This is a genomic window from Hyphomonadaceae bacterium BL14, assembly GCA_027627705.1.
Taxonomy (GTDB): Bacteria; Pseudomonadota; Alphaproteobacteria; order Caulobacterales; family Maricaulaceae; genus Oceanicaulis.
The window spans coordinates 2,033,914-2,057,422 of record CP091242.1; the positions used below are offsets into that span (position 1 = coordinate 2,033,914).

Annotated in this window: 21 protein-coding genes; 6 read left to right on the plus strand and 15 right to left on the minus strand. The window is 67.3% G+C overall.

The features are described 5' to 3' along the window. The first annotated feature begins 106 nt into the window (after positions 1-106). Complete coding sequence (locus tag L2D00_09885) at positions 107-1,264, plus strand: hypothetical protein (protein ID WBQ12151.1); 1,158 nt, start codon at positions 107-109, stop codon at positions 1,262-1,264. Here the strand turns inward: L2D00_09885 and L2D00_09890 are convergent. From L2D00_09890 to L2D00_09905, 4 genes are all read right to left on the minus strand, one after another. Continuing rightward, positions 1,252-2,760, minus strand: a complete 1,509-nt coding sequence (locus L2D00_09890; GenBank protein WBQ12152.1) for a phosphomannomutase/phosphoglucomutase — start codon at positions 2,758-2,760, stop codon at positions 1,252-1,254. The two genes, L2D00_09885 and L2D00_09890, sit on opposite strands and share 13 nt — an antisense overlap. Before the next feature lie 61 nt (positions 2,761-2,821). Beyond that, positions 2,822-3,424 (minus strand): hypothetical protein, encoded by a 603-nt coding sequence (locus L2D00_09895; protein ID WBQ12153.1) that lies wholly within the window; start codon positions 3,422-3,424, stop codon positions 2,822-2,824. Further along, a complete protein-coding gene (locus L2D00_09900) occupies positions 3,424-4,416 on the minus strand; it encodes a KpsF/GutQ family sugar-phosphate isomerase (GenBank protein ID WBQ12154.1) in 993 nt (330 codons plus the stop codon). Before L2D00_09900 ends, L2D00_09895 begins: the two co-directional genes overlap by 1 nt. A 251-nt stretch (positions 4,417-4,667) precedes the next feature. Continuing rightward, positions 4,668-4,895, minus strand: a complete 228-nt coding sequence (locus L2D00_09905) for a hypothetical protein (protein WBQ12155.1) — start codon at positions 4,893-4,895, stop codon at positions 4,668-4,670. A 445-nt stretch (positions 4,896-5,340) separates the two neighbouring features. Between L2D00_09905 and gpmA the strand changes: the two genes are divergently transcribed. The 4 genes from gpmA (at position 5,341) to L2D00_09925 (ending at position 10,198) form a co-directional block, all read left to right on the plus strand. Continuing rightward, positions 5,341-6,060: a 2,3-diphosphoglycerate-dependent phosphoglycerate mutase gene (gene gpmA, locus L2D00_09910; protein WBQ12156.1), complete on the plus strand. Its 720-nt coding sequence runs from the start codon at positions 5,341-5,343 to the stop codon at positions 6,058-6,060. Then, positions 6,057-6,683: a bifunctional diaminohydroxyphosphoribosylaminopyrimidine deaminase/5-amino-6-(5-phosphoribosylamino)uracil reductase RibD gene (gene ribD / locus L2D00_09915; GenBank protein ID WBQ12157.1), complete on the plus strand. Its 627-nt coding sequence runs from the start codon at positions 6,057-6,059 to the stop codon at positions 6,681-6,683. Before gpmA ends, ribD begins: the two co-directional genes overlap by 4 nt. 61 nt (positions 6,684-6,744) lie before the next feature. Continuing rightward, on the plus strand, positions 6,745-8,040 hold the full coding sequence (locus L2D00_09920; protein WBQ12158.1) for a pentapeptide repeat-containing protein: 1,296 nt from the start codon (positions 6,745-6,747) through the stop codon (positions 8,038-8,040). Positions 8,041-8,125: 85 nt separating this feature from the next. Then, positions 8,126-10,198 carry an NAD(+) synthase gene (locus L2D00_09925; GenBank protein WBQ12159.1) on the plus strand — a complete coding sequence of 691 codons (2,073 nt, stop codon included), beginning with the start codon at positions 8,126-8,128 and terminating at the stop codon, positions 10,196-10,198. A gap of 79 nt (positions 10,199-10,277) precedes the next feature. On the opposite strand, the gene L2D00_09930 is transcribed toward L2D00_09925, so the two are convergent. The 4 genes from L2D00_09930 to thpR all read right to left on the minus strand — a co-directional run bounded on the left by L2D00_09930 (position 10,278) and on the right by thpR (position 13,818). Then, complete coding sequence (locus L2D00_09930) at positions 10,278-11,099, minus strand: cytochrome c1 (protein WBQ12160.1); 822 nt, start codon at positions 11,097-11,099, stop codon at positions 10,278-10,280. Positions 11,100-11,109: 10 nt separating this feature from the next. Next, positions 11,110-12,417, minus strand: coding sequence for a cytochrome b/b6 (locus L2D00_09935; GenBank protein ID WBQ12161.1), 1,308 nt, complete (start codon positions 12,415-12,417; stop codon positions 11,110-11,112). An 11-nt stretch (positions 12,418-12,428) separates the two neighbouring features. Beyond that, a complete protein-coding gene (gene petA, locus L2D00_09940; GenBank protein ID WBQ12162.1) occupies positions 12,429-13,040 on the minus strand; it encodes a ubiquinol-cytochrome c reductase iron-sulfur subunit in 612 nt (203 codons plus the stop codon). 229 nt (positions 13,041-13,269) lie between these two features. After that, positions 13,270-13,818, minus strand: coding sequence for an RNA 2',3'-cyclic phosphodiesterase (gene thpR / locus L2D00_09945; GenBank protein WBQ12163.1), 549 nt, complete (start codon positions 13,816-13,818; stop codon positions 13,270-13,272). Positions 13,819-14,023: 205 nt separating this feature from the next. Here thpR and L2D00_09950 point away from each other — a divergent pair, with 205 nt between their 5' ends. After that, a complete protein-coding gene (locus L2D00_09950; protein WBQ12164.1) occupies positions 14,024-14,785 on the plus strand; it encodes a Bax inhibitor-1/YccA family protein in 762 nt (253 codons plus the stop codon). A gap of 58 nt (positions 14,786-14,843) precedes the next feature. Here the strand turns inward: L2D00_09950 and L2D00_09955 are convergent, their stop codons facing one another. The 7 genes from L2D00_09955 to rpsT all read right to left on the minus strand — a co-directional run bounded on the left by L2D00_09955 (position 14,844) and on the right by rpsT (position 23,396). Beyond that, positions 14,844-15,656, minus strand: a complete 813-nt coding sequence (locus L2D00_09955; protein WBQ12165.1) for a dienelactone hydrolase family protein — start codon at positions 15,654-15,656, stop codon at positions 14,844-14,846. Positions 15,657-15,658: 2 nt separating this feature from the next. Beyond that, positions 15,659-17,236 (minus strand): bifunctional phosphoribosylaminoimidazolecarboxamide formyltransferase/IMP cyclohydrolase, encoded by a 1,578-nt coding sequence (purH, locus tag L2D00_09960; GenBank protein ID WBQ14505.1) that lies wholly within the window; start codon positions 17,234-17,236, stop codon positions 15,659-15,661. Positions 17,237-17,318: 82 nt separating this feature from the next. Continuing rightward, positions 17,319-19,073 (minus strand): heparinase II/III family protein, encoded by a 1,755-nt coding sequence (locus L2D00_09965; GenBank protein ID WBQ12166.1) that lies wholly within the window; start codon positions 19,071-19,073, stop codon positions 17,319-17,321. Between the two features lie 17 nt (positions 19,074-19,090). Continuing rightward, complete coding sequence (rpe, locus tag L2D00_09970) at positions 19,091-19,753, minus strand: ribulose-phosphate 3-epimerase (GenBank protein WBQ12167.1); 663 nt, start codon at positions 19,751-19,753, stop codon at positions 19,091-19,093. 46 nt (positions 19,754-19,799) lie between these two features. Further along, positions 19,800-21,149 (minus strand): RsmB/NOP family class I SAM-dependent RNA methyltransferase, encoded by a 1,350-nt coding sequence (locus L2D00_09975; protein ID WBQ12168.1) that lies wholly within the window; start codon positions 21,147-21,149, stop codon positions 19,800-19,802. Between the two features lie 61 nt (positions 21,150-21,210). After that, the gene (gene dnaA / locus L2D00_09980; protein ID WBQ12169.1) at positions 21,211-22,620 is read right to left on the minus strand and encodes a chromosomal replication initiator protein DnaA; all 1,410 of its coding nucleotides are present in this window, start codon (positions 22,618-22,620) and stop codon (positions 21,211-21,213) included. 506 nt (positions 22,621-23,126) lie between these two features. After that, positions 23,127-23,396 (minus strand): 30S ribosomal protein S20, encoded by a 270-nt coding sequence (gene rpsT, locus L2D00_09985; protein WBQ12170.1) that lies wholly within the window; start codon positions 23,394-23,396, stop codon positions 23,127-23,129. Positions 23,397-23,509 lie beyond the last annotated feature (113 nt).

Here is a 23,509-nt window from a genome sequence, read left to right on the forward strand (position 1 = left end):
TCCAAGCATACCGGCCAGCCGGGCGGGGCTGCACTCGTTGAAACTGTTACATCCCTTGCGTAAGGTTTTGGCCTGTCTGAACGGATGGGATCAACGGAGGGGGGATATGGCCAAGGTCGCAAACAAGGTGAGCGCGGACACGTGCGGACCGCTGGCGCAGGCTCTTCTGGCCGTGCGTGAGCGCGCCATGATCTCGGAACGCTGGATCGAGACGGCGCTGACCGCGGAGCTGGAAAGCCACAACTGGGCCGCTGAGCGGCCGGCGGGCCTGCCGAAAGTGGGCAAAACAGTGGCCAGGCTGGTCTATGGCAAGACCGACAAGGACGCCCTGGCCAAAGCGCTCGCCCGGGCGACACGGCAGACGCGCGTGCGTGATGCGGTCCTGAGGTTTTTCAGAGTCTACGGACTGGCCGAAACCGGCGTGCCCGTCGATCACGATGATATCGGGCGCGACCCGCTCCTGGCCGCCATGCTGGGGCGGTTCGTTTACGGTGCCGCGCCTGAATTTCATGAGGAGCTTGGCAGACAGGGCGTTTACACGCTCCTGCACAGCGCGGGGGCGTCCCACGTCAACCGGTCGCTGCTTCTGGTGGACTCGCTTCAATCCGCGTCTGTGATCTGGGCGGTGCACCTTTACCGCTCGGCCGGTGCGCAGGCGGAGCTGAAAGCGCGCATGGGCGTGTTCCTGCCAGGCCAGACGGACGCAGCCCTGTTATCGGCGGCGCGCTGGACCGAGCCGGCGCCGGTCATTGATCGCTGGCTGACTGAGGCCGATGCCCGCGCCGTGCGCACCACGGTCCAGTCCCAGAGAAAGCAATCCATTCAGGGCCACTCGCTGGCCGTCCTGAACTTCAAGCCCGGCAACCGCGCCGAGTTGTTGGACGAGCAGGGGCTGAAAGTGATCGGCGTGATCGCGCCGGAGGATCAGGCAGGGCCGGTGACGCTGGACGCGGTCGGGCTGGTCGCGCGTTCGGAGTTGAGCGATCTGGAATCCGCCCGGGCGCCACAGCCCAATGCCTCCCACGCCCAGGCCTATGCCGAGGCGCAGGATGCGCTGGCGCGGTTTGCTGCGATCGCAAGCGCGTCAGGCCCCGGCGAGCCGCTCGCCGCGCGCGCCGACACGGGCGCGGCGGACCTGGCCGCAGAGCCGGCAGACGCGCCGGCCACGCAGCCGTCTGAAATCACGGGCGATCCGCCTGCGGATCACACGCCTGCGGCTGAACCGCCCGGCGACGCCGGGGATCGTCCCGATCAGATCTCCTGATCGAACGCGCCGATCTCGGGATGGCGGGCCAGCTCGTCGCGGATGGCGGCAAAGATGGCGCGCATGTCGTCCTTGCTGGTCAGGCTCTCGACCACGATGACCAGGTTGGGCGTGTTGGAGCTGGCCCGCACCAGCCCCCAGGCACCGTCTTCGAGCGTGAAGCGCACACCATTGACCGTGTTGATATTGGCGATGGCGCGGCCGGCGACCTTGTCGCCCGCGGTCTGTTTGGCTTCAAACGCGGCGATGATGCGGTCGACCACCTCGTATTTCTGCTCGTCCGTGCAGGCCGGCGACAGGGTGGGCGAGCCATAGCTGACCGGCAGGGCGCGCTTGAGATCGGCCATGGTGCGGCCCGGATTGCGGTCGAGCATTTCCAGGATGCAGCGTGCGGACACCAGGGCGCAGTCATAGCCGCGCCCGATCGGCGGCTGCAGGAAATAGTGGCCGGATTTTTCGAACCCGGCGAGCGCGCCCAGCGCGTTCGAGCGGCGCTTGATGTAGGAATGGCCGGTCTTGTAGTAGTCCGTCGTGGCACCATTGGCCTTGAGCACCGGATCGGTGGCGAACAGGCCGGTGGATTTCACATCCACCACGAACACCGCGCCGGGGTGCGAGGCTGACAGATCACGCGCCAGCATCAGCCCGACCTTGTCGGCGAAAATCTCCTCGCCCTCATTATCCACCACGCCGCAGCGGTCCCCGTCACCGTCAAACGCCAGGCCCACATCGGCACCGGTCTCGCGCACGCGGCCGGCGAGCGCGTGCAGCATCTTCATGTCTTCCGGGTTCGGATTATAGTTGGGGAAGCTGTGATCGAGCGTGCAGTCCATCTCGATCACCTCGGCACCCAGCGCGCGCAACAGGTCCGGCGCGAACGCCCCGGCCGTGCCATTGCCGCAGGCCGCCACCACCTTGACCGGGCGGGTCAGGCGCACGCCCGCCGCCGCGTCGGCCTTGTAGGCTTCGGCCACCCCTTCACGGCGCACATAGCCGCCGCCGGGCCGGGCCTTGCCCTCGCCGCCCAGCACGATCGCCTTGAGCCGGCTCATCTCGTCAGGCCCAAAGGTCAGCGGGCGCTCCACGCCCATCTTCACACCGGTCCAGCCGTTGGCATTGTGGCTGGCGGTGACCATGGCGACGCTTTCGATATCCAGATGAAACTGGGCGAAATAGGCCATGGGCGACAGCGCCAGGCCAATATCGTGCACCTCTATCCCGGCCTGCATCAGCCCGACGGTGAGCGCTTGTTTCACACCGAGCGAATAGCCGCGAAAGTCATGGCCGGTGACGATTTTGGGCGGCTTGCCCAGCTCGTGGATGAGGGTGCCGAGCCCAAGGCCCAGCGCCTGCACGCCATAGAGATTGATGTCCGGGGTTTTGTCAGAACCGGGATGACCAAACCACCAGCGCGCATCATATTCGCGAAACCCGGTCGGCTTGACCAGCGGCAGGGTCTCGAATTCCCACGTGTTCGGCTTGATGTCGGCGTTCATGGCGTCCCCCTCCATTGCAACATGCCTGCGGCCTAGCGGCGCCGGCGGGCCGCGTCAATGATTACCCGGCGGCGTCCCCGGCGAGAATGCGCACCTCGATGCGGCGCACCAGAAGCGGGCGCCCGGCCCCCTCCTCGTCGGGCCAGATTCCCACCCAGTCCAGCCCGCCCAACGGGGTTCCGGCCGGGATGTGATGGCGCAGGGTCAGGGTGCGGAACACGGTATCCACCTCAACCTGGCGCCAGCCCGTATCGGCGTCGCCGACCACAAAATACCCGATATGGGCATGGGTCAGGTCCGGATCGGGTGCGCTCATCTCTATTCGCACCTCGATATCGCGGCCCACCACTGCGGCCTCGAACTCGGGCGGCACCACCGCGCCCACCCCCGCCGACAAATGGCCCGCCGCCTCGCGCGAGGCGGTGGCGGTGAGGCGCGCCACAGGGCCGCCCGGCGCAGCCGGGTCGAACAGGGTGCGCGTGCCCGGGCCCGGAATGAGCTGGTCGAGCGCGGCCCCTTCCATGAGGAATGTGTCAGCGGTCACCACCGCGTCCTGGCCAGAAGGGCGATACTGCATCGCACCCCAGATCAGGGCCGCAAACACCGCTGACGCCAGCGGCCAGAACGCGCGATCCGGAAGGGAAAAGCGCTCCAGCGAGTCCATCAGCTCACCCCGGCGCGCAACAGGTCATGGATATGAAGCAGCCCCTCCGGCCGGCCGTCCTCGGCGCAGACAAAGAGCTGGGTGATCTTGCGCGATCCCGCGGTCATGTGGCGCAACGCTTCGGATGCCAGCATGTGCGCGCTGACCGTCACCGGGGCGGGCGTCATCACAGCGTCGACTGTCTCCGACACCAGGTCCGGGCTCATTTTGCGCCTGAGATCGCCATCCGTGATGATGCCCAGAAGCCGGCCCTCATCATCGATGACGCCGACACAGCCCAGACCCTTTGCGCTCATCTCGATCAGCGCCTCGCCCATGCCCGAACCCGACGCGGCCAGCGGCAGGGCGTCGCCGGCATGCATCAGGGCGCCGACATGGGTCAGCGCCGAGCCCAGCGCACCGCCCGGGTGAAACAGGGCGAAATCGCGCGCGGTAAACCCCCGCGCCTCGATCAGGGCGACCGCCAGCGCGTCACCATACGCCATCATCATCGTGGTGGACGTGGTTGGCGCACGCGTCTCGCCGCATGCCTCTTCAGCGCCCGGCAGCAGAAGCAGAAGGTCACAGCCGCGCGCCAGGCTGGACGCCTCGCCGGCGGTCAGGGCGATCAACGGCACTGCAAAGCGGCGGCAATAGGCGATCATGTCGCCCAGCTCGCGCGTTTCGCCGGATTTGGACAGGGCGAGGAGCGCGTCGTCCGGCGTGATCATGCCCAGATCGCCGTGACTGGCTTCGGACGGGTGAACATATTGCGCCGGCGTACCGGTGGAGGCGAGCGTCGCAGCGATCTTGCGCGCAACATGGCCCGACTTGCCGACCCCGGCGCAAATCAGACGGCCTTTGAGGCCGGCGATCAGGCGCACAGCCTCCACGGCCTGCGGCCCCAAAGCGCCGGACAGGGCGGTCAGTCCGTCAACCTCCAGCGCCAGAGTGCGGCGCATGGCGGCGATCAGGGCGGTTTCATCAAGCCGTGAAGCGTCGGGGCGTGTCATGGCCACTGGTTCTAGACCAAGCCCGCGTGTGCTCCAATGACCGTTTCACGGTGGCGGGGGCCGCCTGGCAGAGCGCCCATGGTCCTGAGGCGGCGCGCTGTGCATATCCAGATGCCGGCCTGCGGCGGTCTGCGCCTCAACCGGCCGGGTCGCACCGCGAGGCCCGCAACTGGTTTGAGGCGGTCTGGTCAGGACCGGGACACTGCGGACGCTGCCTTGTCAGGTGCCGCCCGCCGTCCAGGGCAAGCCGATCAGCACAGGGTCAGATTGGCGTTCTGGCTCACGAACTCGACAAAGCGCCGCAGCGTGTCCGCTGTCTCGGTCTCGACGATGCGCTGGCTTTCGCCCGGAGCCGAGCCGCTGAGATAGAAAACGCATTCGCTGGACCGTTCAGACAAGTCCCGCGTGAATTGTTCCACCAGCCGGTCCAGCGCCTGCGCTTCGCTCTCTGTCGCGACCGATACCGTCACCCTCTCCATGCGAATCCCCCTGAGATATCGCCCCCCCGACCCGACGACTGATGCTTTGCCAGCCGTTCTGACCGGCGTTAATGGTGCGATAACGACCGTGAGAGTGCAAGTCCCATTCCAGATTTGACGCGTCCGGTTCGCCGCCTGCTCATCCTTGGCCAACCCGGCCGGCTGGTCCGCGCGCGGGCAAGGCCCGGTCTTGGTTCCCATCACGCCGTATGGCCCGCACGCCATCCTCAACGCCACGTCCGGCACGGCGATGGACGCAGCCAATGCGCCGTACGCCCGTATGCTGCCGGTCAGGACGCAAACGGGCCTGTGTCGATTTGGAGCGTGACGCGGGACGGCCCGGAGGGGCCGGACGGGCGCCCCGGCCTTGCCAAAGCCCTCGACGCGTGGCGGCCCAGCCGGTAAATCCCGCCTGTCCTCCTTCGCCCCGACCGGAAAGTGCGCCATGACCCGCCTCGTCCTCACCCGCCACGGCCAGAGCATCTGGAACAAGGAAAACCGGTTCACCGGCTGGGTCGATGTTGACCTGACCGAGGCAGGCGAAGCGGAAGCCCGGCGCGGCGGCGACTTGTTGAAGGCTGAAGGATTTGCGCCGTCACTGGCTTTCACCAGCGTGCTGAAACGCGCCATCCGGACGTTGAATTTCACGCTGGAGGGCCTCGACCGGCTCTGGATTCCGGTGGAGAAATCCTGGCGGCTCAATGAGCGCCATTACGGCGCGCTGACCGGCATGAACAAGGCCGAGGTGACCCAGGAGCATGGTGCAGACCAGGTGAAAATCTGGCGGCGTTCCTACGATACCCCGCCCCCGCCGCTGGCGCTGGACGATCCGCGCCATCCGCGCTTTGACCCGCGCTATGGCGCGCTGGACCCCGACGCCCTGCCCGCCGGTGAAAGCCTGAAGCTGACCCTTGATCGTGTGGCCCCCTATTTCAAGGATGCGATCGCGCCGCGCCTGGCGGCCGGAGACGATGTCATCATATCAGCCCACGGCAACTCTTTGCGCGCACTGGTCAAGCTGTTGTTCCAGGTGCCTGATGAGGCCATTGTCGGGATCGAAATTCCGACCGGCAATCCGCTGCTGATCGAGCTGGAGGGCTTGCGTCCCGTGGCGCGGCGCTATCTGGACGAGGCCCGCGCGCAAGACCTGCCGCCCTGCCCGTGAGCGCCACGCAGACCCTGACCGGCCGCGCCGTGACGCCAGATGATCTGCGCTTCATGGATGCGGCGCTGGCGCTGGCCTTTGCCCGGCTGGGCCAGACCGCTCCCAATCCGTCCGTGGGCTGTGTGATCGTGCGTGAGCGGCGCGTAATCGGGGCTGCAGCGACCGCAGCCGGCGGGCGGCCCCATGCCGAGACACAGGCGCTGGCTCAGGCCGGCGAGGCTGCACGCGGGGCCCGCGCCTATGTCAGCCTGGAGCCCTGCGCGCATCACGGGCGCACACCACCCTGCGCGCAGGCGCTGATTGATGCCGGCATTGGCGAGGTGATCATCGCCTGCCGGGACCCGGACCCGCGCGTGGCCGGGCGCGGCATCGGGATGCTGAGCAAAGCCGGGATCGCCGTGGTCGACCGCGTCCGCCAGGCCGAGGCCGAGGCGCTCAATGCCGGCTTTTTCAGCCGGATCGCCACCGGGCGCCCGCTGGTGCTGCAGGACGGGCGGCCGGGCCTGTTTGATGCCGATCTGGCAATCGGGCCGCATGAGAGCTTCGAGCAGGCGCTGGACCGGCTGGGCCGCGCGGGCATGACGCGGGTGCGTGTGCCTGCAGGGCGCGCAACGGCGCGTTAACGCTAAACAGGCTAGGTTTCCCGGTGGCCGCGCTGGAAGCGTGGTGCCCCGGAACCCGATAATGACCCGCTCGCCGATCCAGTACCGGACCATGTCGCAGGCCCAGGCAGACGAGGTCTGCCGCCGCCACGATTTCCTGATGACCGGCCGGATGGGGGGGGCGCGCGCGAGCTTCAATTACGCGATCCTGTCCGGTCTGGATCTGTCCGGGCGGCATCTGGCTGACGCGGACCTGACAGGTGCCATCCTTGAGGGGACGAACCTGGCGGGCACCAATCTCACCCGCGCTGTGCTGTACGCGGCCGATTTGCGGCGCGCCAATCTGGCCGGTGCGGTGCTGCACAGGGCCGATATGCGCGGGGCCATCCTGCGCGGGGCGGACCTGACCGGTGCGGACCTCAGCCAGGCCGACCTCAGAGAAGGTGCCATCGCCCAGGCCGACAAGGAAAAGGGCCTGGCGATGATTACCCATGACATGCGCCCCGGAGAGGCGAGCTCGGCCAATTTCGCGCGCGCCAACATGGCCCAGATCCGCATGAGCGGGGTGGTCGCCCAGTCCTCCGACTTCTCTGACGCCGTGCTGATCGGTGCCCGTCTGACCCGGGCGAACCTGCGCAATTGCCGCTTTCCCGGGGCCAATCTGGAAGGCGCGGACATGAGCGGGGCCGATCTCACCGATGCCGACCTGCGCGATACGGTGCTGATCGGCACAAAGATGGATCTGGCCCGCCTCAATGGCGCGGACATGACGGGCGCCTTGCGCGACGCACCGCCCGGTGCGGTCGCCGACCCGGGCGGAGAAACGGCAAAAGCCCTCGATCGTCATGCGCGCTGGTGTGAAACCGGCGGCCAGGAGGGGGCACCGTCGACCTTTGACGGCAAGGATTTGCGCGGGCTGAACACGCTGGCGCGGCGCAATCTGACCGCGCTCCAGGCACGCGGGGCGATCCTCTACGGGCTCGACATGGAAGGGGCAGAGCTGCAAGGTGCCAAGCTGGCCAATGCCGACTTGCGCATGACCTCGCTGCGCGGTGCCGACTTGCGGGGCGCAGACCTGGCGGGCGCCAAGCTCAGCAACGCCGATTTGCGTGAAGCGCGCATCGGCCCGCTGCTCCTGCCCAATGACCGCTTGCTGGCCGCGTCTCTGGCCGCAGCGGTACTGCGCTATGCCGACCTGTCTGGTGCCGATTTGCGCCATGTCGACGCCAGCGGTGCCGATTTCTCCTTTGCGCGCATGCACGGGGCCGATGTCCGCCGGAGCCGCTTTGCCGGCGCCTGCTTCACCGGTGCCCGCGCGCCGGCCGATATCGGCCAGGCGGCGGACCTGACCGGCGCGGTGGACCTGCCGGCGGCCTGAGTTGCTCCCGGGTGCCAATCCGGATAAATACTCACTTTGAGCAAAAGCGCGTGCGCACAGGCTGCACGGGCACGGAAGGGTGATCATGGCGGCGTTCGACAATCTCTACCGGCACCGCATGGTCCGGGTCGCTGCCTTCGCGCCGCGCGTGGCGCTGGCTGATCCGCAAGCCAATCGCGATGCCCTTCTGACCCTGGCGCGCGAGGCGCATGACCGGCAGGCGGCGCTGGCCCTGTTTCCCGAACTCGCCCTGACCGGATACTCGGTGGAGGATCTGCACCATCAAAGCGCCTTGCTGGATGCCAGCGAGGCGGCAGCGGGTGATGTGATTGCCGCCAGTGCCGGACTGTTCCCGGTGATCGTGTTCGGCTGCGCCCTGCGTCAGCACGGCCAGATCTTCAACTGTGCGCTGTTCGTCCATCGCGGAAAACTGCTGGGCGTCGTGCCCAAAAGCTATCTGCCCACCTATCGCGAATTCTATGAGAAGCGCTGGTTCTCCGACGCGACTGGCGTCTTGGCACCGACCATCGCCGTGGCGGGTCACGACGCGCCGTTCGGGACCGATCTGCTGTTCGAAGCTGCAGACCTGCCCGGCTTCGTGGCGGCGGCAGATATTTGCGAGGATTTCTGGGCACCGGTCCCGCCGAGCACCGACGCGGCCCTGGCCGGGGCCAGCGTGATGGTAAACCTGTCCGCCTCCAACGCCACCATCGGCAAGGCGCGCGAACGGGCCGTGCTGATCGACGCCCATTCGCGGCGCACGTGCGGCGCTTATGTGTTCTGCGCGGCGGGCGCAGGGGAATCCACCAATGATCTGGCCTGGGACGGCCAGCTTCTGATCTATGAGCAGGGCGTCTGCCTGGCCCAGGGCGAGCGCTTCCTGAACGACCACGCCCGCATCTATGCCGATATCGACCTGGAACGCATCGAGCAGGACCGGCTGCGCCTGTCGACCTTCCGCGATGCCGCTGCGCGCGCGGCCCCCCGCCTGAAGACGATGCGCCGCATACGCTTTGAGCTGCGAGCCGAGCTGGACAGGGCGGTTCGGCTGGAACGCACCGTCGACCGCTTTCCCTTTGTGCCCAATGATCCGTCAAGGCTGGACGAGGATTGCTATGAGGCCTGGAATATCCAGGTCCAGAGCCTGGCCCAGCGCCTGCGCGCCAGCGGCGTGCGCCGGGCGGTGATCGGTGTATCGGGGGGGCTGGATTCCACCCAGGCCCTGATTATCACGGCGCGCGCTTTTGACCGGCTGGAGCGTGACCGCGCCGATATTCTGGCGGTGACCCTGCCGGGCTTTGCCACATCGGATGAAAGCCATGCCCGCGCGCTGGCGCTGATTGAAGGCCTGGGCGTCACCCATCGCGAGATTGACATCCGCCCGGCGGCGGACCGCATGCTGGCCGATCTGGGCCATCCCCATGCGCGCGGCGAGCCGGTCTATGACATCACATTCGAGAATGTGCAGGCCGGCCTGCGCACCGATTATCTGTTCCGCCTGGCCAATCACGAGCAGGGCCTGGTCATCGGCACCGGCGATCTGTCGGAGCTGGCGCTGGGCTGGTGCACCTATGGCGTGGGCGACCAGATGAGCCATTACAATGTCAATGCAGGCGTGGCCAAAACCCTGATCCAGCATTTGATCGCCTGGGCGGCGCGGCGTGGGGAATTTGGCGGTGATGTCTCGTGCACACTGGACGGTATCCTGTCCGCCGAGATCACGCCGGAGCTGGTTCCCGCCGGCGCGGACGGTGCCGTGCAGTCCACCGAGGCCGCCATCGGCCCCTACGCCCTGCATGATTTTTTCCTGCACTACGCCCTGCGGTTCGGCTTCGGGCCTCAGAAGATCGCCTTCCTGGCCGAAGCGGCCTGGGGCGATGCGGCGCGCGGCCCCTGGCCGCCGCACGTGGACGGCACCAAGCGCCGCGCCTACGGGATGGCAGAGACGCTGCACTGGCTTGAGGTGTTCTCGAAGCGCTTCTACCAGACCGCCCAGTTCAAACGCACCGCCATGCCCAACGGACCCAAGCTGACATCAGCAGGCGCGCTAAGCCCGCGCGGTGACTGGCGCGCACCGTCGGATGCCTCGGCGCGGGTCTGGCTGGACGCGATCTCGGCTCTGCGCGCCGAGCTTGGCCTGGCAGACAAGACACACTGACCTGCACGCATCGCGGCCATGAAAAAGGCCCGGAGGGGAGCCTCCGGGCCTTGTGTCGTGTTCGTCTGACCGGAACGGATCAGTGCTTCACCTTGCTCCACACCTTGCGGTAGGAGGCGTACAGCAGCACAGCCAGGCCAAACAGGTAGATCATGACCATCAGGCCCATGCGCTTGCGCGCTTCCATGTGCGGGTCCGCGGTCCAGGCCAGGAAATAGGTAACGTCGGTAGCCATCTGCTCGACCGTCGCCTCGGTGCCGTCGGCATACTCGATCATGCCATCCATCAGCTGGGGCGGCATGGCGATGATCATGCCGGGCATGTACGGATTGTAGTAGCTGCCCGGACGGATATCGAGATCGGCAGGCGGCTCCTCGTCATAACCCATCAGCAGCGAGCGCACATAGTCGGCACCATAGTGGCGCGCGCGCACCATGATCGAGAGATCGGGCGGATAGGCACCGCCATTGGCCGCACGGCCCTGAGCCTCGTTGGCAAACGGATAGGGAAACATGTCGGCCGGACGGCCGGCACGTTCGATGGTGTCGCCGATATCATCGAGATCAGAGATGAAATACTCCGCCGCAATCGCCGCCACGACCGGGTTGTCGTTGGGATTGTCGAAGCGCTGCGGCTCGCCGTCGATCATCACTTCCTCGAACGGCCCGCCGGGCTGACCGAGGTGGCGGAAGGCAACATGCTTCAGGCCGTGACAGGCCGAGCAGACCTGCTGGTAGACCTGGAAGCCGCGCTGCACGGCCTGCCGATCATACTCGCCGAACGGACCGTCGAAGGACCATGCGTGCTGCTCGGGCGTGCGGTAATAGCCCGCGGCCAGAACAGGCGCGGCAATCATGACGGCCAGGGTGGCGGCGGCAAGGAGCCTGGTGGTGGTTTTCATTGTCGTGCTCCTATTCAGCCGGTTGCGCCACCGGGGCTGCACCGGCGGACCCGGCTTTCGCCGGCTTGTCGCCGTGCAGCACCGCATCCTCGATGGAGGCCGGCCGGGCGGTCGGCTTTTCAACAAAGCCCAGCACCGGCAGGATCACGAGGAAGTAGGCGAAGTAGTACAGGGTCAGCACCCGGCCCAGCAGCAGGAAGTCGACGCCGATCGCACCCAGCACCGGCACCTTGGTGTCGGGCAGCTCGGCACCGGCCCAGCCCAGACCCAGGCAGGCGACCACGAAGAAGCCGAAGAACCAGCGCGCCATCGGACGGTAGCGCATGGAGCGCACCTTCGAGGTGTCGAGCCAGGGCAGCACAAACAGCACGCCGATGGCCGCGAACATCAGGATGACCCCGCCCAGCTTGTCCGGCACGGCACGCAGGATGGCGTAGAAGGGCAGGAGATACCATTCGGGCACAATCATTGCCGGGGTCACCAGCGCGTTGGCCTCGATATAGTTGTCGGCATGGCCCAGCACGTCGGGGGCGTAGAACACGAAACCGGCGAAGATCAGCAGGAACACCACGATCGCGAAGCCGTCCTTCACCGTGTAGTACGGGTGGAACGGCAGGGTATCGGCGGAGGTCTTCACGCTGATGCCGGTGGGGTTGTTATTGCCCGGCACGTGCAGTGCCCAGACGTGCAGGCCCACGACACCCGCGATCAGGAACGGGATGAGATAGTGCAGCGAGAAGAAGCGGTTCAGCGTCTCGTTGCCGACGGTAAACCCGCCCCACAGCCACTGGGTCACCGGCTCGCCGACCAGCGGCAATGCACCGAACAGATTGGTGATCACCATCGCGCCCCAGAAGGACATCTGGCCCCAGGGCAGCACATAGCCGAGGAAGGCCGCAGCCATCATCAGCAGGTAGATCACCACGCCGAGAATCCACAGGATCTCGCGCGGTGCCTTGTATGATCCGTAATACAGGCCGCGGAAAATGTGCATGTACACGGCCAGGAAGAACATCGACGCGCCCACGGCGTGGATCGACCGGATCAGCCAGCCGAAATTCACGTCGCGGTCAATGCGCTGAACGCTGGCAAAGGCGTAGTCGATGTTGGGCACATAGTGCATGGCCAGCACGATGCCGGTGATGATCTGCACCATCAGGCAGACGGTGAGAATGCCGCCGAACGTGTACCAGTAGTTCAGGTTCCGCGGGGTGGGGAAATCGATGAAGGAGTCCGAGGCCAGGCGCACGATCGGAAGGCGCGTATCGAGCCAGCGCGTGAAGGCCGTTTTCGGTTCGTAAGTGCTGTTGCCGCTCATCGTCTACACTCCTAGCCTAGCCGAAGGGTGGTGGCCGAGATGAAGGTCATCGGCGGGACGGGCAGGTTTTCCGGGGCCGGGCCGCGGCGGATGCGGCCGGACGAGTCGTAGTGCGAGCCATGGCACGGGCAGAACCAGGCGTCGTAATCGCCTGCGCCCACGGTCGGCACGCAGCCCAGGTGCGTGCAGTTGGCACTGGTCACCAGCAAGGCCGCGCGCAGGCCGGCGTCGATGGACTCGCCTTCGGCAATCGCAGCGCTCATGGCCGACCGGTTCTCGTCGGTCGCCGGTGCGCTGTCTTCCAGATTGGCGTTGCGCGCCATGCGGTCAGGCAGGCTCGCCACATTCACGTCGCGCGCCGCGGCCACTTCGGTCTCCGTGCGCAACCGCACGAAATGCGGCCGGCTGCGGAACATCACGGTGATCTCGTCACCGGGGCTCAGCTGAGCGAGTTCCACGTCCGTGGTGCCGAGCGCCAGCGTGTCCGCAGCCGGGTTCATCTGGTCGATGAAGGGCCACAGCACCGCAGCGCCACCGACAGCGGCCATGCCAGCTGCGGCGATATGGATGAAATCCCGGCGGGTTTCGCCGCCCTCGTCGGGATTGGAATTATTGTCCGTCACGTGCCGACCTCATAATCCTTGCCGCCAGCCCGGCCATGCCCGATCTGGGCGTGGAGGCAGCGGCAGCCTGACAAGACTTAGCGCGGAATGTCCGAGCGCCCGTGCGTCCTGCTGACGCATACGGAATCGCTATGACACACCCCGTCAGCAGGCGGGAGTAATCCGCCCCCCTTCATTTTTCAACCGGATTATCCGCTTTGCGACGTGATAGCGCAGGCAGGACTGCGATTTATGCGTAGAGCGGGTAGTCCGCCTCGGCCTGATAGATGTTCGGCCGGCCATGCTTCGTCTGAAGGCTGGAATAAAGATGGAACCGGTCAACCAGCATGGGCTGGGACCGGTAGAGATTGAAGCGCTGCTCAAACCGGGCCAGGCGCAGCGGATCGGTCCAGGGCTTGAGATAGGCCAGCGTCAGGTGCGGCGTGTACACGCGGCGCTCGGTCTCCACGCCGATACGCCGCGCCGCCTGGACGCAGGCCCTGGCCAGGGCGGACAAGGCCGGATTGTCCTCGACCCCCAGCCAGAGAGAGGTGGGCTCGGCCTTGCCAAAATGATTGACGCCCTTGAACACCAGATCAAACGGCGCGCAGCGTATGCGGGCCAGCTCAGCGTCCAGCTCGGCGATGACCGCCTCGTCCAGCTCGCCGTAGAAGGCCAGGGTGACGTGAAAATTCTCCACCGGACGCCAGGCCGCGCCTGGCACGCCCTTCATCAAGGGTTCAATGCGCTCGGCGATGGCCGGGTCAACAGGCAGGGCGGCGAACACGCGCAGGGTCATGGGGCCAGCATGTCCGCATGCCGCCCCGCCCCGTCAAGAGGCTGCGCCCGGCACCTGAGCTGCGCATCCGCACCGGTTTTGCTTGAACGCGCCGCCCTGAATCCTCATATATGGTTGCGAAATCCGGCACGGTCATACCGTCCGGGCGAAGTGACCTGCCGGCTCGATACAGGGCCGCAGGGTTGCAGAACTCAGGAAGGAAGACATGAACCAGCTTAATCGCACCGCCTATGGCGCGCGCACGCTCGACACCTCGGTGGATGCGGGCCTGCGCAGCTTCATGCTTGGCGTCTACAACAAGATGGGCCTCGGCCTCGTGCTGTCGGCCGCGCTCGCCTACATCGTGGGCACGGTCGCCCCTGTCAGCGCCGTCGTGCTGACCGCGCCGGTCATCTATATCGTGCAGTTCGGACCGCTGGTCCTGCTGTTCGGCTCCATGTTCTTCATGCGCAACCCCTCGCCCATGGGCGCGGCGGTTCTGTACTGGTCCGTGGTCACGCTGATCGGCTCCGGCCTCGGCGTCTGGGTGTTCATCGCCGCCAACGCGGCGACCGTGAGCGCATTGACCGGCGATATCAGCCTGACCTTCGGCACGATCGCCCAGGCGTTTGCAATCACGGCGGCGGCCTTTTTCGGCCTGTCAATCTGGGGCTATACCACGAAGACCAATCTGCAGCCGATCGGCTCCTTCCTCGTCATGGCCGTCATCGGCGTCGTGGCGATCAGCCTGATCAACGTCTTCTTCGTGGAATCCTCGGGCCTGCAGTGGCTCATCCAGTTTGCCATTCTCGGCCTGATGGCCGGCATCGTGGCCTGGCAGACCCAGGGCCTGAAGCTGATGTACGCCGATATCGCGGGCGATGAGCGCTCGATGGCGGTGATGACCTATTACGGCGCGCTCAACCTCTACATCGCGTTCGTGAACATGTTCCAGGTCATCCTGATGATGCTGGGCAATCGCGAGTAATCACTCGCCTGATCGCCGGACCACAAACCCCCGGAGCCCTTGGCTCCGGGGGTTTTTTCTAGTCTGCGGTGCCGGCCGATGACCGGCGCAGGAAGCGGCGGAACAGGGCGTGCGCCTCGGCGGCCTGGCCTGCGTCGTAGCGCATGCGCGGGTCCCAGGGCTGGTCCTGTGCGTCGAAGGCGTGGGTCGCCTCGCTCAGCAGAACCGACGGGCGGATCACCGCGCCCGAGGCCCGCTGGCGCTCGAACAGGCGCTCGCAGGCGCGATGATCGGCGATGGCGTCGCGGCCTGCCAGAAGGCTCTCCACTGGAAAATGTGCGCCGACCGGATCGCGCCGGGCGCGGACGATGGCCCCGCAATAGGGATAGATCACAAACGCCCCGCGCACGCCCGCGAACGGGGCGCTGCCCTGCTCGCCCGCCTGCGCCGACGCCATGGCGTCCAGCACGGTCCAGCCGCCATGGCTCCACCCGGTGAGCGCCAGGCGGCCGGCGTCAATGCGCGGGTCGGCGCGCAAGAGTTCCAGCGCCGCGAACACATCGGCAGCGCGGTCCTGGCCACGCATGGACAGGCCGGTGCACACCAGCAGGCGCGCGCCCGCCGGACCGATCCCGCGTGCTGCATGGGAATCGACAATCAGCGCGGCCCAGCCTTCAGCATTGGCCTCACGCGCATACACGTCCTGAACCTCGCGCACGCCGCCGCAGCCGGACAGAAAGACGACCGCCGGGACGGGCCCGTCAGCGCCTTCGGGCAGGCGCAGCGTGCTGTGGGCGGCAATGCCGGTTTGAGCCTGCGCGCAGGCAGCCAGCGTTAGCGCGGCCAGCGCGGACAACAGCCCCGACACCCGCCCGGACAGCCGCGCCCGCATGGTCAGTGCCGGAAATGGCGCATGCCGGTGAACACCATGGCGAGCCCGGCCTCGTCGGCGGCGGCGATCACCTCTTCATCGCGCACAGACCCGCCGGGCTGGATGATGCAGCGCGCGCCGGCCTTGGCCGCTTCGCGCACGCCGTCAGGGAAGGGGAAGAAGGCATCCGACGCACAGGCCGAGCCCTCTGTGCGCGGTGCGTCCCAGCCGTTTTCCTTCGCGGCGTCAGCGGCCTTGCGCACGGCCAGGCGTACCGCTTCGACCCGGCTGGTCTGGCCCATGCCAATTCCGGCCGAGCGGCCGTCGCGGGCAAACACGATGGCATTGGACTTCACATGCTTGACCAGACGCCAGGCGAACAGGAGATCGGCCATCTCGGCCTCGTCGGGCGCGCGGGCGGTGACGACCTTGAGCTGGGATTCGGTAATCCGCCCGGTATCGCGCGCCTGCACCAGCAGCCCGCCTGCCACCGATTTGAGCGTCCAGCCCGGCGCGGACGGGTCCGCCAGCGCGCCGGTGAGGAGGACGCGCACGTTTTTCTTCGCCGACAAAATGTCCAGCGCGGCGTCTTCGGCGTCCGGCGCGATGACCACTTCGGTGAAATTGCGGCTGATGGCGTCGGCGGTGGCGGCATCCAGGGGGCGGTTGAACGCGGCGATCCCGCCGAATGCCGACAGGGGGTCGGCCGCGAAGGCCCGTTCATACGCCGCCGCCAGAGAGTCGCCTTGCGCCGCGCCGCACGGATTGGCGTGCTTGATGATCACGGCGGCAGCGCAGTCTTCGGGATCGAACTCGCTGACCAGCTCGAACGCGGCGTCCGCGTCAGCGATATTGTTGTAGGACAATTCCTTGCCCTGGACCTGCCGGGCCGAGGCAACGCCGGCGCGCGCTTCAGGCGTGGCGTAGAGCGCGGCGTCCTGATGCGGGTTCTCGCCATAGCGCAGCTTTTGCAGGCGCGGCCCGCCCAGCGTGAACCAGCTGCGCGCAGGCTTCTCGGTGTCTGCTTCCAGCCGTCCCGCAATGGCGCTGTCATAGGCCGCGGTGCGCGCGAACGCCTTGGCTGCCAGGTGGCGGCGCACCGACAGCGGCGTGGCACCGTCATGGCGCCCCATCGCCTCGAGCACCTTGTCGAGATCGCGCATATCCACACACACCGCCACAAAGCGATGGTTCTTGGCGGCGGCGCGGATCATGGCGGGGCCGCCCACATCGATTTTTTCAATACAGGCGTCGATCCCCGCCCCCGAGCGCGCGGTCTCCTCGAACGGGTAGAGATTGACCACCAGAAGATCGATGCCGGGAATGCCATGAGCCTCCATGGCCGCCAGATCATCCTCACGGTCACGCCGGGCGAGCAGCCCGCCATGGACACGCGGATGCAAGGTCTTGACCCGACCGTCCATCATTTCGGGATAGCCGGTGATGTCGGCCACGTCGCGTGCCTCCAGGCCCGCATCGCGCAGCGCCTGCAGCGTGCCGCCGGTGGACACCAGCTCCACGCCGGCACCGGTCAGCGCCCTGGCGCGCTCGGCGAGGCCCGCCTTATCGGACACCGAGATCAGCGCGCGCCGGATCGGCACAAGGTCTGTGTCGGCCATGAGGGGAAGCTCCTGCAGGAAAAATGGACCAAGGCGCCGCGCGCCGGGTTGAAACAGGTCTCGGTCAGCCGCTGGCGGCACCGACACGGCCCAGGCGCTGGAACGCCCAGCGCACGCGATTGGGCGGACGGTCACCGCCACCGAAGGGTTCCGCCTCGCCCGCCACGACCAGCTGGGTCGAGCGGCGCGGCGGCGCCCCGGCAGCCAGATACACCGACCGGTCCAATCTTACAGGTCCGCCATCGGTTCGGAAACGCCAACCATCGCCGCTGGGCAGCACGAGAAGCGCGCTCAGCGAATCGCGCGACAGCGAGGCACGCACGTCGGGATGCAGATGAAAGCGAATGGAGAAGCTCAGGCGCGCTTCAGGATTGGCCGGCGGGCCGTCCTCCACCGGGCGGAACAGGCCGTCTTCGCCGCGCAAATCCGCCCCGTCCATGGCCAGGAATATCCGGCGGCGCAGGCTGAGGCCAAACGGCTTGCGGTAGCCGTCATGGGTCGCTTCCAGCCAGACGCCGAGTTCTTCTTCATTGCGCCGCACGCGCACCGGATCCGGCCCGTGCGCCATGCGCGGCCCCACCAGATTGCGCCGCCAGCCCGGCTCGAGAAGCCGCGCCGAGGAGGTCTCCTCCAGCGTCAGCGCCGAATGGGCCGCCGTCGCCCGCACCGCTTCACGCCAGCGCGCGCCCTGATCGGACGACCAGCCGCAGCTGACAACGATGCGCGCGCCGGAGGCTGCAAACTCGAAGGCCAGCGCGCTGGCGTGGCTCTCGGCACCATGCAGGCCCGCCGGTGGCTCGGCGGCATCCATGATGATCACGCTGCCGCCCGCTTCGGCCCGGTGGTATCCGGTGTGGGGCGCGACATTGAATACCTTGCCTGTGGGTGCCTTGCCGCCCCCGGCATGGGCAAGGGCCGCATCCAGCGCCCGGCCATCGCCTTCGCCGCCACCATGAAATCCGGGCAAAGCGCCGCCGGGCAGGCGGGAGAAGCGGACAAAGCCGGTCAGCCGGTCCATGGCCCGGCGCACTTCGCCCGGCAGGACAGCGCCGCCCGCGGCCGCGGCCGCGTCCAGCTCGCACAGGGCGATGAGACAGTCCGCTGCGGCTTGCGGATTGCGGCTGACATGGCCGCCATCAGGCAGGATCTGGGATTTGAGGGCCGTCTCCAGCGCTGCGCCAGCGCGGGTCTTGAGTGAACCGGGCAGGTCCAGGCATACAGCCGCCAGCGCCAGGCTGATCGCGGCATCAAGCCGGGTGCGGTCGGCAGGCGTCACGCTCAGCGCGCGCGCCAGGCGCCGGGCCTGGCGTCCCAGTGAGGCGATGCGCGGCGGCGCATCATCACCTGTCAGCAGGGCCGGGCCTGCCAGCGTCCAGGCGCGCATGCGCGTAGCGAGCACGCCCGGTCCCCAACTGAAGAAATTCCACGCCCCGAAACGCGCGATCCAGTCATCTACCAGGGTGCAGGCGGCGGCGCGGGCATCGGGCTCATCAACGGCCAGGAGATCGGCCAGCCAGTCAAACCCGTGCAGCGCCTCGGCGAAGCGCCGCGACGGCGCGGTGAGGTCCCAGGGCGAATCGCCCAGTGGCACGGCGAGGGTTTCACCTGCCAGGGCAAAGCGGCCCGCCAGCATGGCCGCGCCGCGCGCCTTGTCCCCGCGGCGCAGCGGGCGCGGGGTCACCACGACACTCTGCGGCGGCTGTCCGCCAAGCGTCAGCGCCCGGTAGGGACCAAAGGCGTTGGCAAAGTCGGAGATTTCGCGCCGCGTGCGCCGCGCCAAGGCGGTGGCGATATCTGCCGGTGTCACATGCCGCGCCATGACGCCCCGCACATCGGCTACTGGCCCCGCAGAGCAGCGATATTGGCAGCGTAATGGTCGGGTCCGCCCTTGAACACGGCCGAGCCGGCGACCAGCGCATGCGCGCCCGCATTCACGCAGGCGCGCGCGGTGACCGGGTTCACCCCGCCATCCACCTCGATCAGCGTGGACAGACCGCGCGCATCGACCCTGGCGCGCAGCGCTTCGATCTTCTTCAGCTGGCTGTCGATGAAGCTCTGCCCGCCAAAGCCGGGATTGACGCTCATCACCAGGACCAGATCCAGCTCATCCAGGACATAGTCCAGCACCGTCTCCGGTGTGGACGGATTGAGCGCAGCGCCGGCCTTCTTGCCAAGAGCGCGGATCGCCTGAACGGTGCGGTGAAAATGCGGTCCGGCTTCGGGATGCGCCGTGATCATGTCCGCCCCCGCCTCGGCATAGGCGGCAAGGAAGGGATCAACGGGGCTGATCATCAGGTGCACATCGAACGGCTTGTCCGACCAGGACCGGATTGCGGCGATCACGCCGGGGCCAATGGTCAGGTTGGGCACAAAGTGCCCGTCCATGACATCCACATGGATCCAGTCTGCGCCGGCCGCGTCGACCGCACGGACCTCTTCACCCAGGCGGGCGAAATCTGCAGACAGAATCGATGGCGAAATGAGGGGGGCGCTGGCCATGGCTTCTGCGATACCAGCGCAGGCAAAACGGAGCAAGCGCGCCGGCTCAGGCCGTGCGCACCAGCCGGGCGATAAAGAACCCGTCCAGCCCGCCCTCTTCCGCCCACATGTCCGGCCGGGTGCGCACCCAGCCCTGCGGTGCCAGCGCCCCGGAGAGCCCCGGCAATTCCTCGGCCCGCACCGGATCCAGCGCCGCGGACGGGTTGCGCGCCAGGAAGGCAGGGATCTGGTCTTCGCCCTCTTCACGCTCCAGCGAGCAGGTGCAGAACACCAGCCGTCCGCCCGGCTTCAGCATGGCGAAGGCGGCGTCCAGCAGACGCGCCTGAATGCGCGCCAGCGCCGTGACATCCTCTTCGCGCTTGGCCCAGGCCGCGTCCGGACGCCGGCGCAGCGTGCCTGTGGCCGTGCAGGGCGCGTCCAGCAGCACGCCGTCCAGCAATGTCTCGGGCTGCCAGTCCGCAGCATCGGCCGCCACCAGGCGTGCGGTAAGCCGGGCGCGTGACAGATTGGCCTCAACGCGCTTGAGACGCCGGGCATTGAGCTCCACAGCGATGACGTCAGCGCCCGTGGCCGCCAGCTGCAGCGTCTTGCCGCCCGGCGCGGCGCACAGATCGGCCACGGCCTCGCCCCGGCGCGCGCCCAGCAGCCGGGCCGGCAAGGCAGCCGCCGCGTCCTGGACCCACCAGTCGCCGCTGTCATAGCCCTTGATGTCCTCCACAAGGCCGATCCCGGTGCGCCGGATCGTACCGGTGGGCAGCACAACCCCGCCAATTTCGGCCGCGATGCGGGCCGGATCGGCTTCATGACGGGCGGTCAGATCGAGCGGCGGCGGCCCCGACCGGGCCGCGGCCATGGCCCGCGCCGCAGGGGCACCCCAGGCATTCGACCAGCGCGCCGCCAGCCAGTCGGGCAGATCGCCCAGCGGATCGGCGCGGCCAAAAATGGACGCGCCCTTCTCGGACACGCGGCGCAATACGGCGTTGGACAGCTTGCGGAAGCCCGCGCTTTCCGGGCTCGCCCCCATCAGCTCCACCCAGGCGTCCACGGCGGCGTGGGGCGGTGTGGACAGGATGAGCAACTCTGCGGCCCCGCAGCGCAGCGCCAGGCGCGCGCGCAAGGCGGTATCGGGCAGCGGCCGGTCCAGCATGGCACCGACTGCAGCATCCAGTGCGCCGGGCTGGCGGATCACCGCGGCGGCCAGGGCCCGGGCAAAGGCCCGGTCACGCACATCCATGGCGGCCCATTCGGGCCGGCCGGCCAGACCTGCGTCCAGAGGCGTTCCGGTGTCGAAGACGCCGCGCACGGCGGCCAGCGCCGCCGCGCGGGCGTGCAGATGCGCCGGCAACGCGGCGGGACGGACTGGGCGGGCGGGGCGGCGGGACGGGGCATCGGTCATGCAGCGCCCCGTATCACACGCACACCGGTCCGGCGAGCGCGGACGCCAGCGCGGTGCGGCCTCAGCTGCGCAAGTGCCGGCGGATCGCCTCCACATCTTCAGCCAGAGCCGCGTCGGCCACGAGGGCCGCCGCAATCTTGCTGACCGCGTGGATCACCGTGGAATGGTCACGCCCGCCGAAGCGGCGCCCGATATCGGGCAGGGAGCGCGTGGTCATGGTCTTGGCCAGATACATGGCGATATGACGCGGACGCACGAGTGCCTTGGTGCGGCTCTTGGACACCAGATCGTCCGTGGTGATGGAAAAGTGCGCGGCAGCCGCCCTCTGGATATCGTCCACCGTGATCCGCTTGTCGGCCTTCACCGGCAACTCGCCGAGGGCCTCCTCCACCGTCTCCATAGTCACGGCACGGTTCATGTAGGCGGTGCGCACGATGATGTTGTTGAGCACGCCTTCCAGCTCACGCGCCGAGCTGGTCACCCGGGCGGCCAGGAAGTCGCGCACAGCTTCGGGGACGTCCAGCTCCGGGCAATGCCGGCGCGCCTGGGCGATCTTGCAATCGAGGATCTTGCGGCGCAGATCGAGATCGGGCCCTGCCATCGGGCAGGCAAAGCCGCCCGCCAGAATGTCGCGCAGGCGCGGATCGGTCACGCCCAGCTGCGAGGGCGGGCAGTGAGAGGCAAGCACCACCTGCTTGTCGGCAGCCATGAGGGCGGCCACGGTCTGCAGAAACTCCAGCTCGGTCGCCGTCTTGCCGGCGATGAAGTGGATGTCGTCGATCAGCAGCACGTCGCAATCGCGCACCTGGTCCTTGAAGGGCTGGACATCGCGGGCGCGCAGGGCGGACTGGAAACCGTTGAGGAATTCTTCCGCCGTCAGGTAAAGCGCCTTGCGTCCGGACTCGCCCAGACCGACCGCATGCGCAATGGCGGCCAGAAGATGGGTTTTGCCCACGCCGTAATCGCCATGGAAATAGACCGGGTTGAACGGCGGCGCATCGGCATTGGCCACGGCCCGGGCTGCCGTCGCGGCCATCATGTTGGCCGACCCCACCATGAAGGTGTCGAAGGTGAAGCGCGGCTCGCGGATTTCCGCCTGCACCACGCTGGAGGATGCCCCCAGCGCGGCGCGCGAGGCACCTGAACGCAGGACCGACGGGCTCATGGACGTTTTCGCGTCCGCCATGACCGGCTCGCCGCCCTGACGGGCCAGCGCCGCCTCTGTGGTGATGACGATGTCGCGCGGTGCCGTATCGACCGACGCCCAGATGGCGCGCAAGCGCTTGCCCAGATTGTCCTCCGCCCAGGCCCGCCCGAACGCATTGGGGCAAATTACAAACACGTGCCCTGCCGGGTCCTCTTCCACGCGCAAACGCGCAATCTCGGCAGCGTACAAAATATCACCGTACTCGACACGCAGGCGCGCCCGCACGGCGCGCCAGATATCCAGCACACAATCGGATCCGTTCATGTCCATCCCCGTGGCACGGACCGCCGCATTTGCTGTTGTCTGAAATCCCATCGCCCCGGTCCTTACTCGCCCGCCACGGTATGAGCCGTGGTCAAACCCTTGATTTTGAACGCAGTTCTCCTGCACGGAGCTTCCCCCACTTCAGGGTCCGTCAGCTCTGGATGGTCCGTATGGAGAGGACTGTCGTCGAGGTCCCCAGAGTACTCAGGGACCGGCACGAATCAACCGCATTAACCTTATTCTGGCGCCGATTTGAGGTCTTGACAGACCGATTCACTAACCAGCTTGGAGGCTTGCGAACTGAAAAAAAATTTTGCGCGTTTCGCATCTTGCCAGCCGCCTCAAAATCGGTATGGCCACTGGCCCGGACCGATCCGGCACTGTGAACGGGTTCACCTTGTTTACAAGGCTTTCACGTTGCCCGTCCCCGAACATAAAACGCACGAAAAACGCCTGCAGAATGCACTGCAGGCGTTCGCATTTTTTGTCCGTTCAGGGAGGTATTTCTACTTAGACGCCATCGCCTTGACGCGGGCGGTCATGCGCGAAACCTTGCGCGAGCCCGTGTTCTTGTGAATGACGCCCTTGGACACGGCTTTCATCACCTCGGACTCAGCCGTGTGAAGCGCTGTTTTCGCCGCCGCTTCGTCGCCCGCGGCAACCGCCAGCTCCAGCTTCTTCACGAATGTACGCATGCGCGACCGGCGCGCCTTGTTGAGAGCCGTGCGGCGCTCGAGCTTGCGCACCATCTTCTTCGCGGAGGCTGTATTCGCCATGGATCGTTCCAAACCTTGTCTTGAGCACGCCAGACGCCATGCGGCGGCTCGAAATTCCGTGAGGCGCGGCGTATAGCCCCGGCGCGCGCGGGCGTCAATCCTTGGCCGGGGCC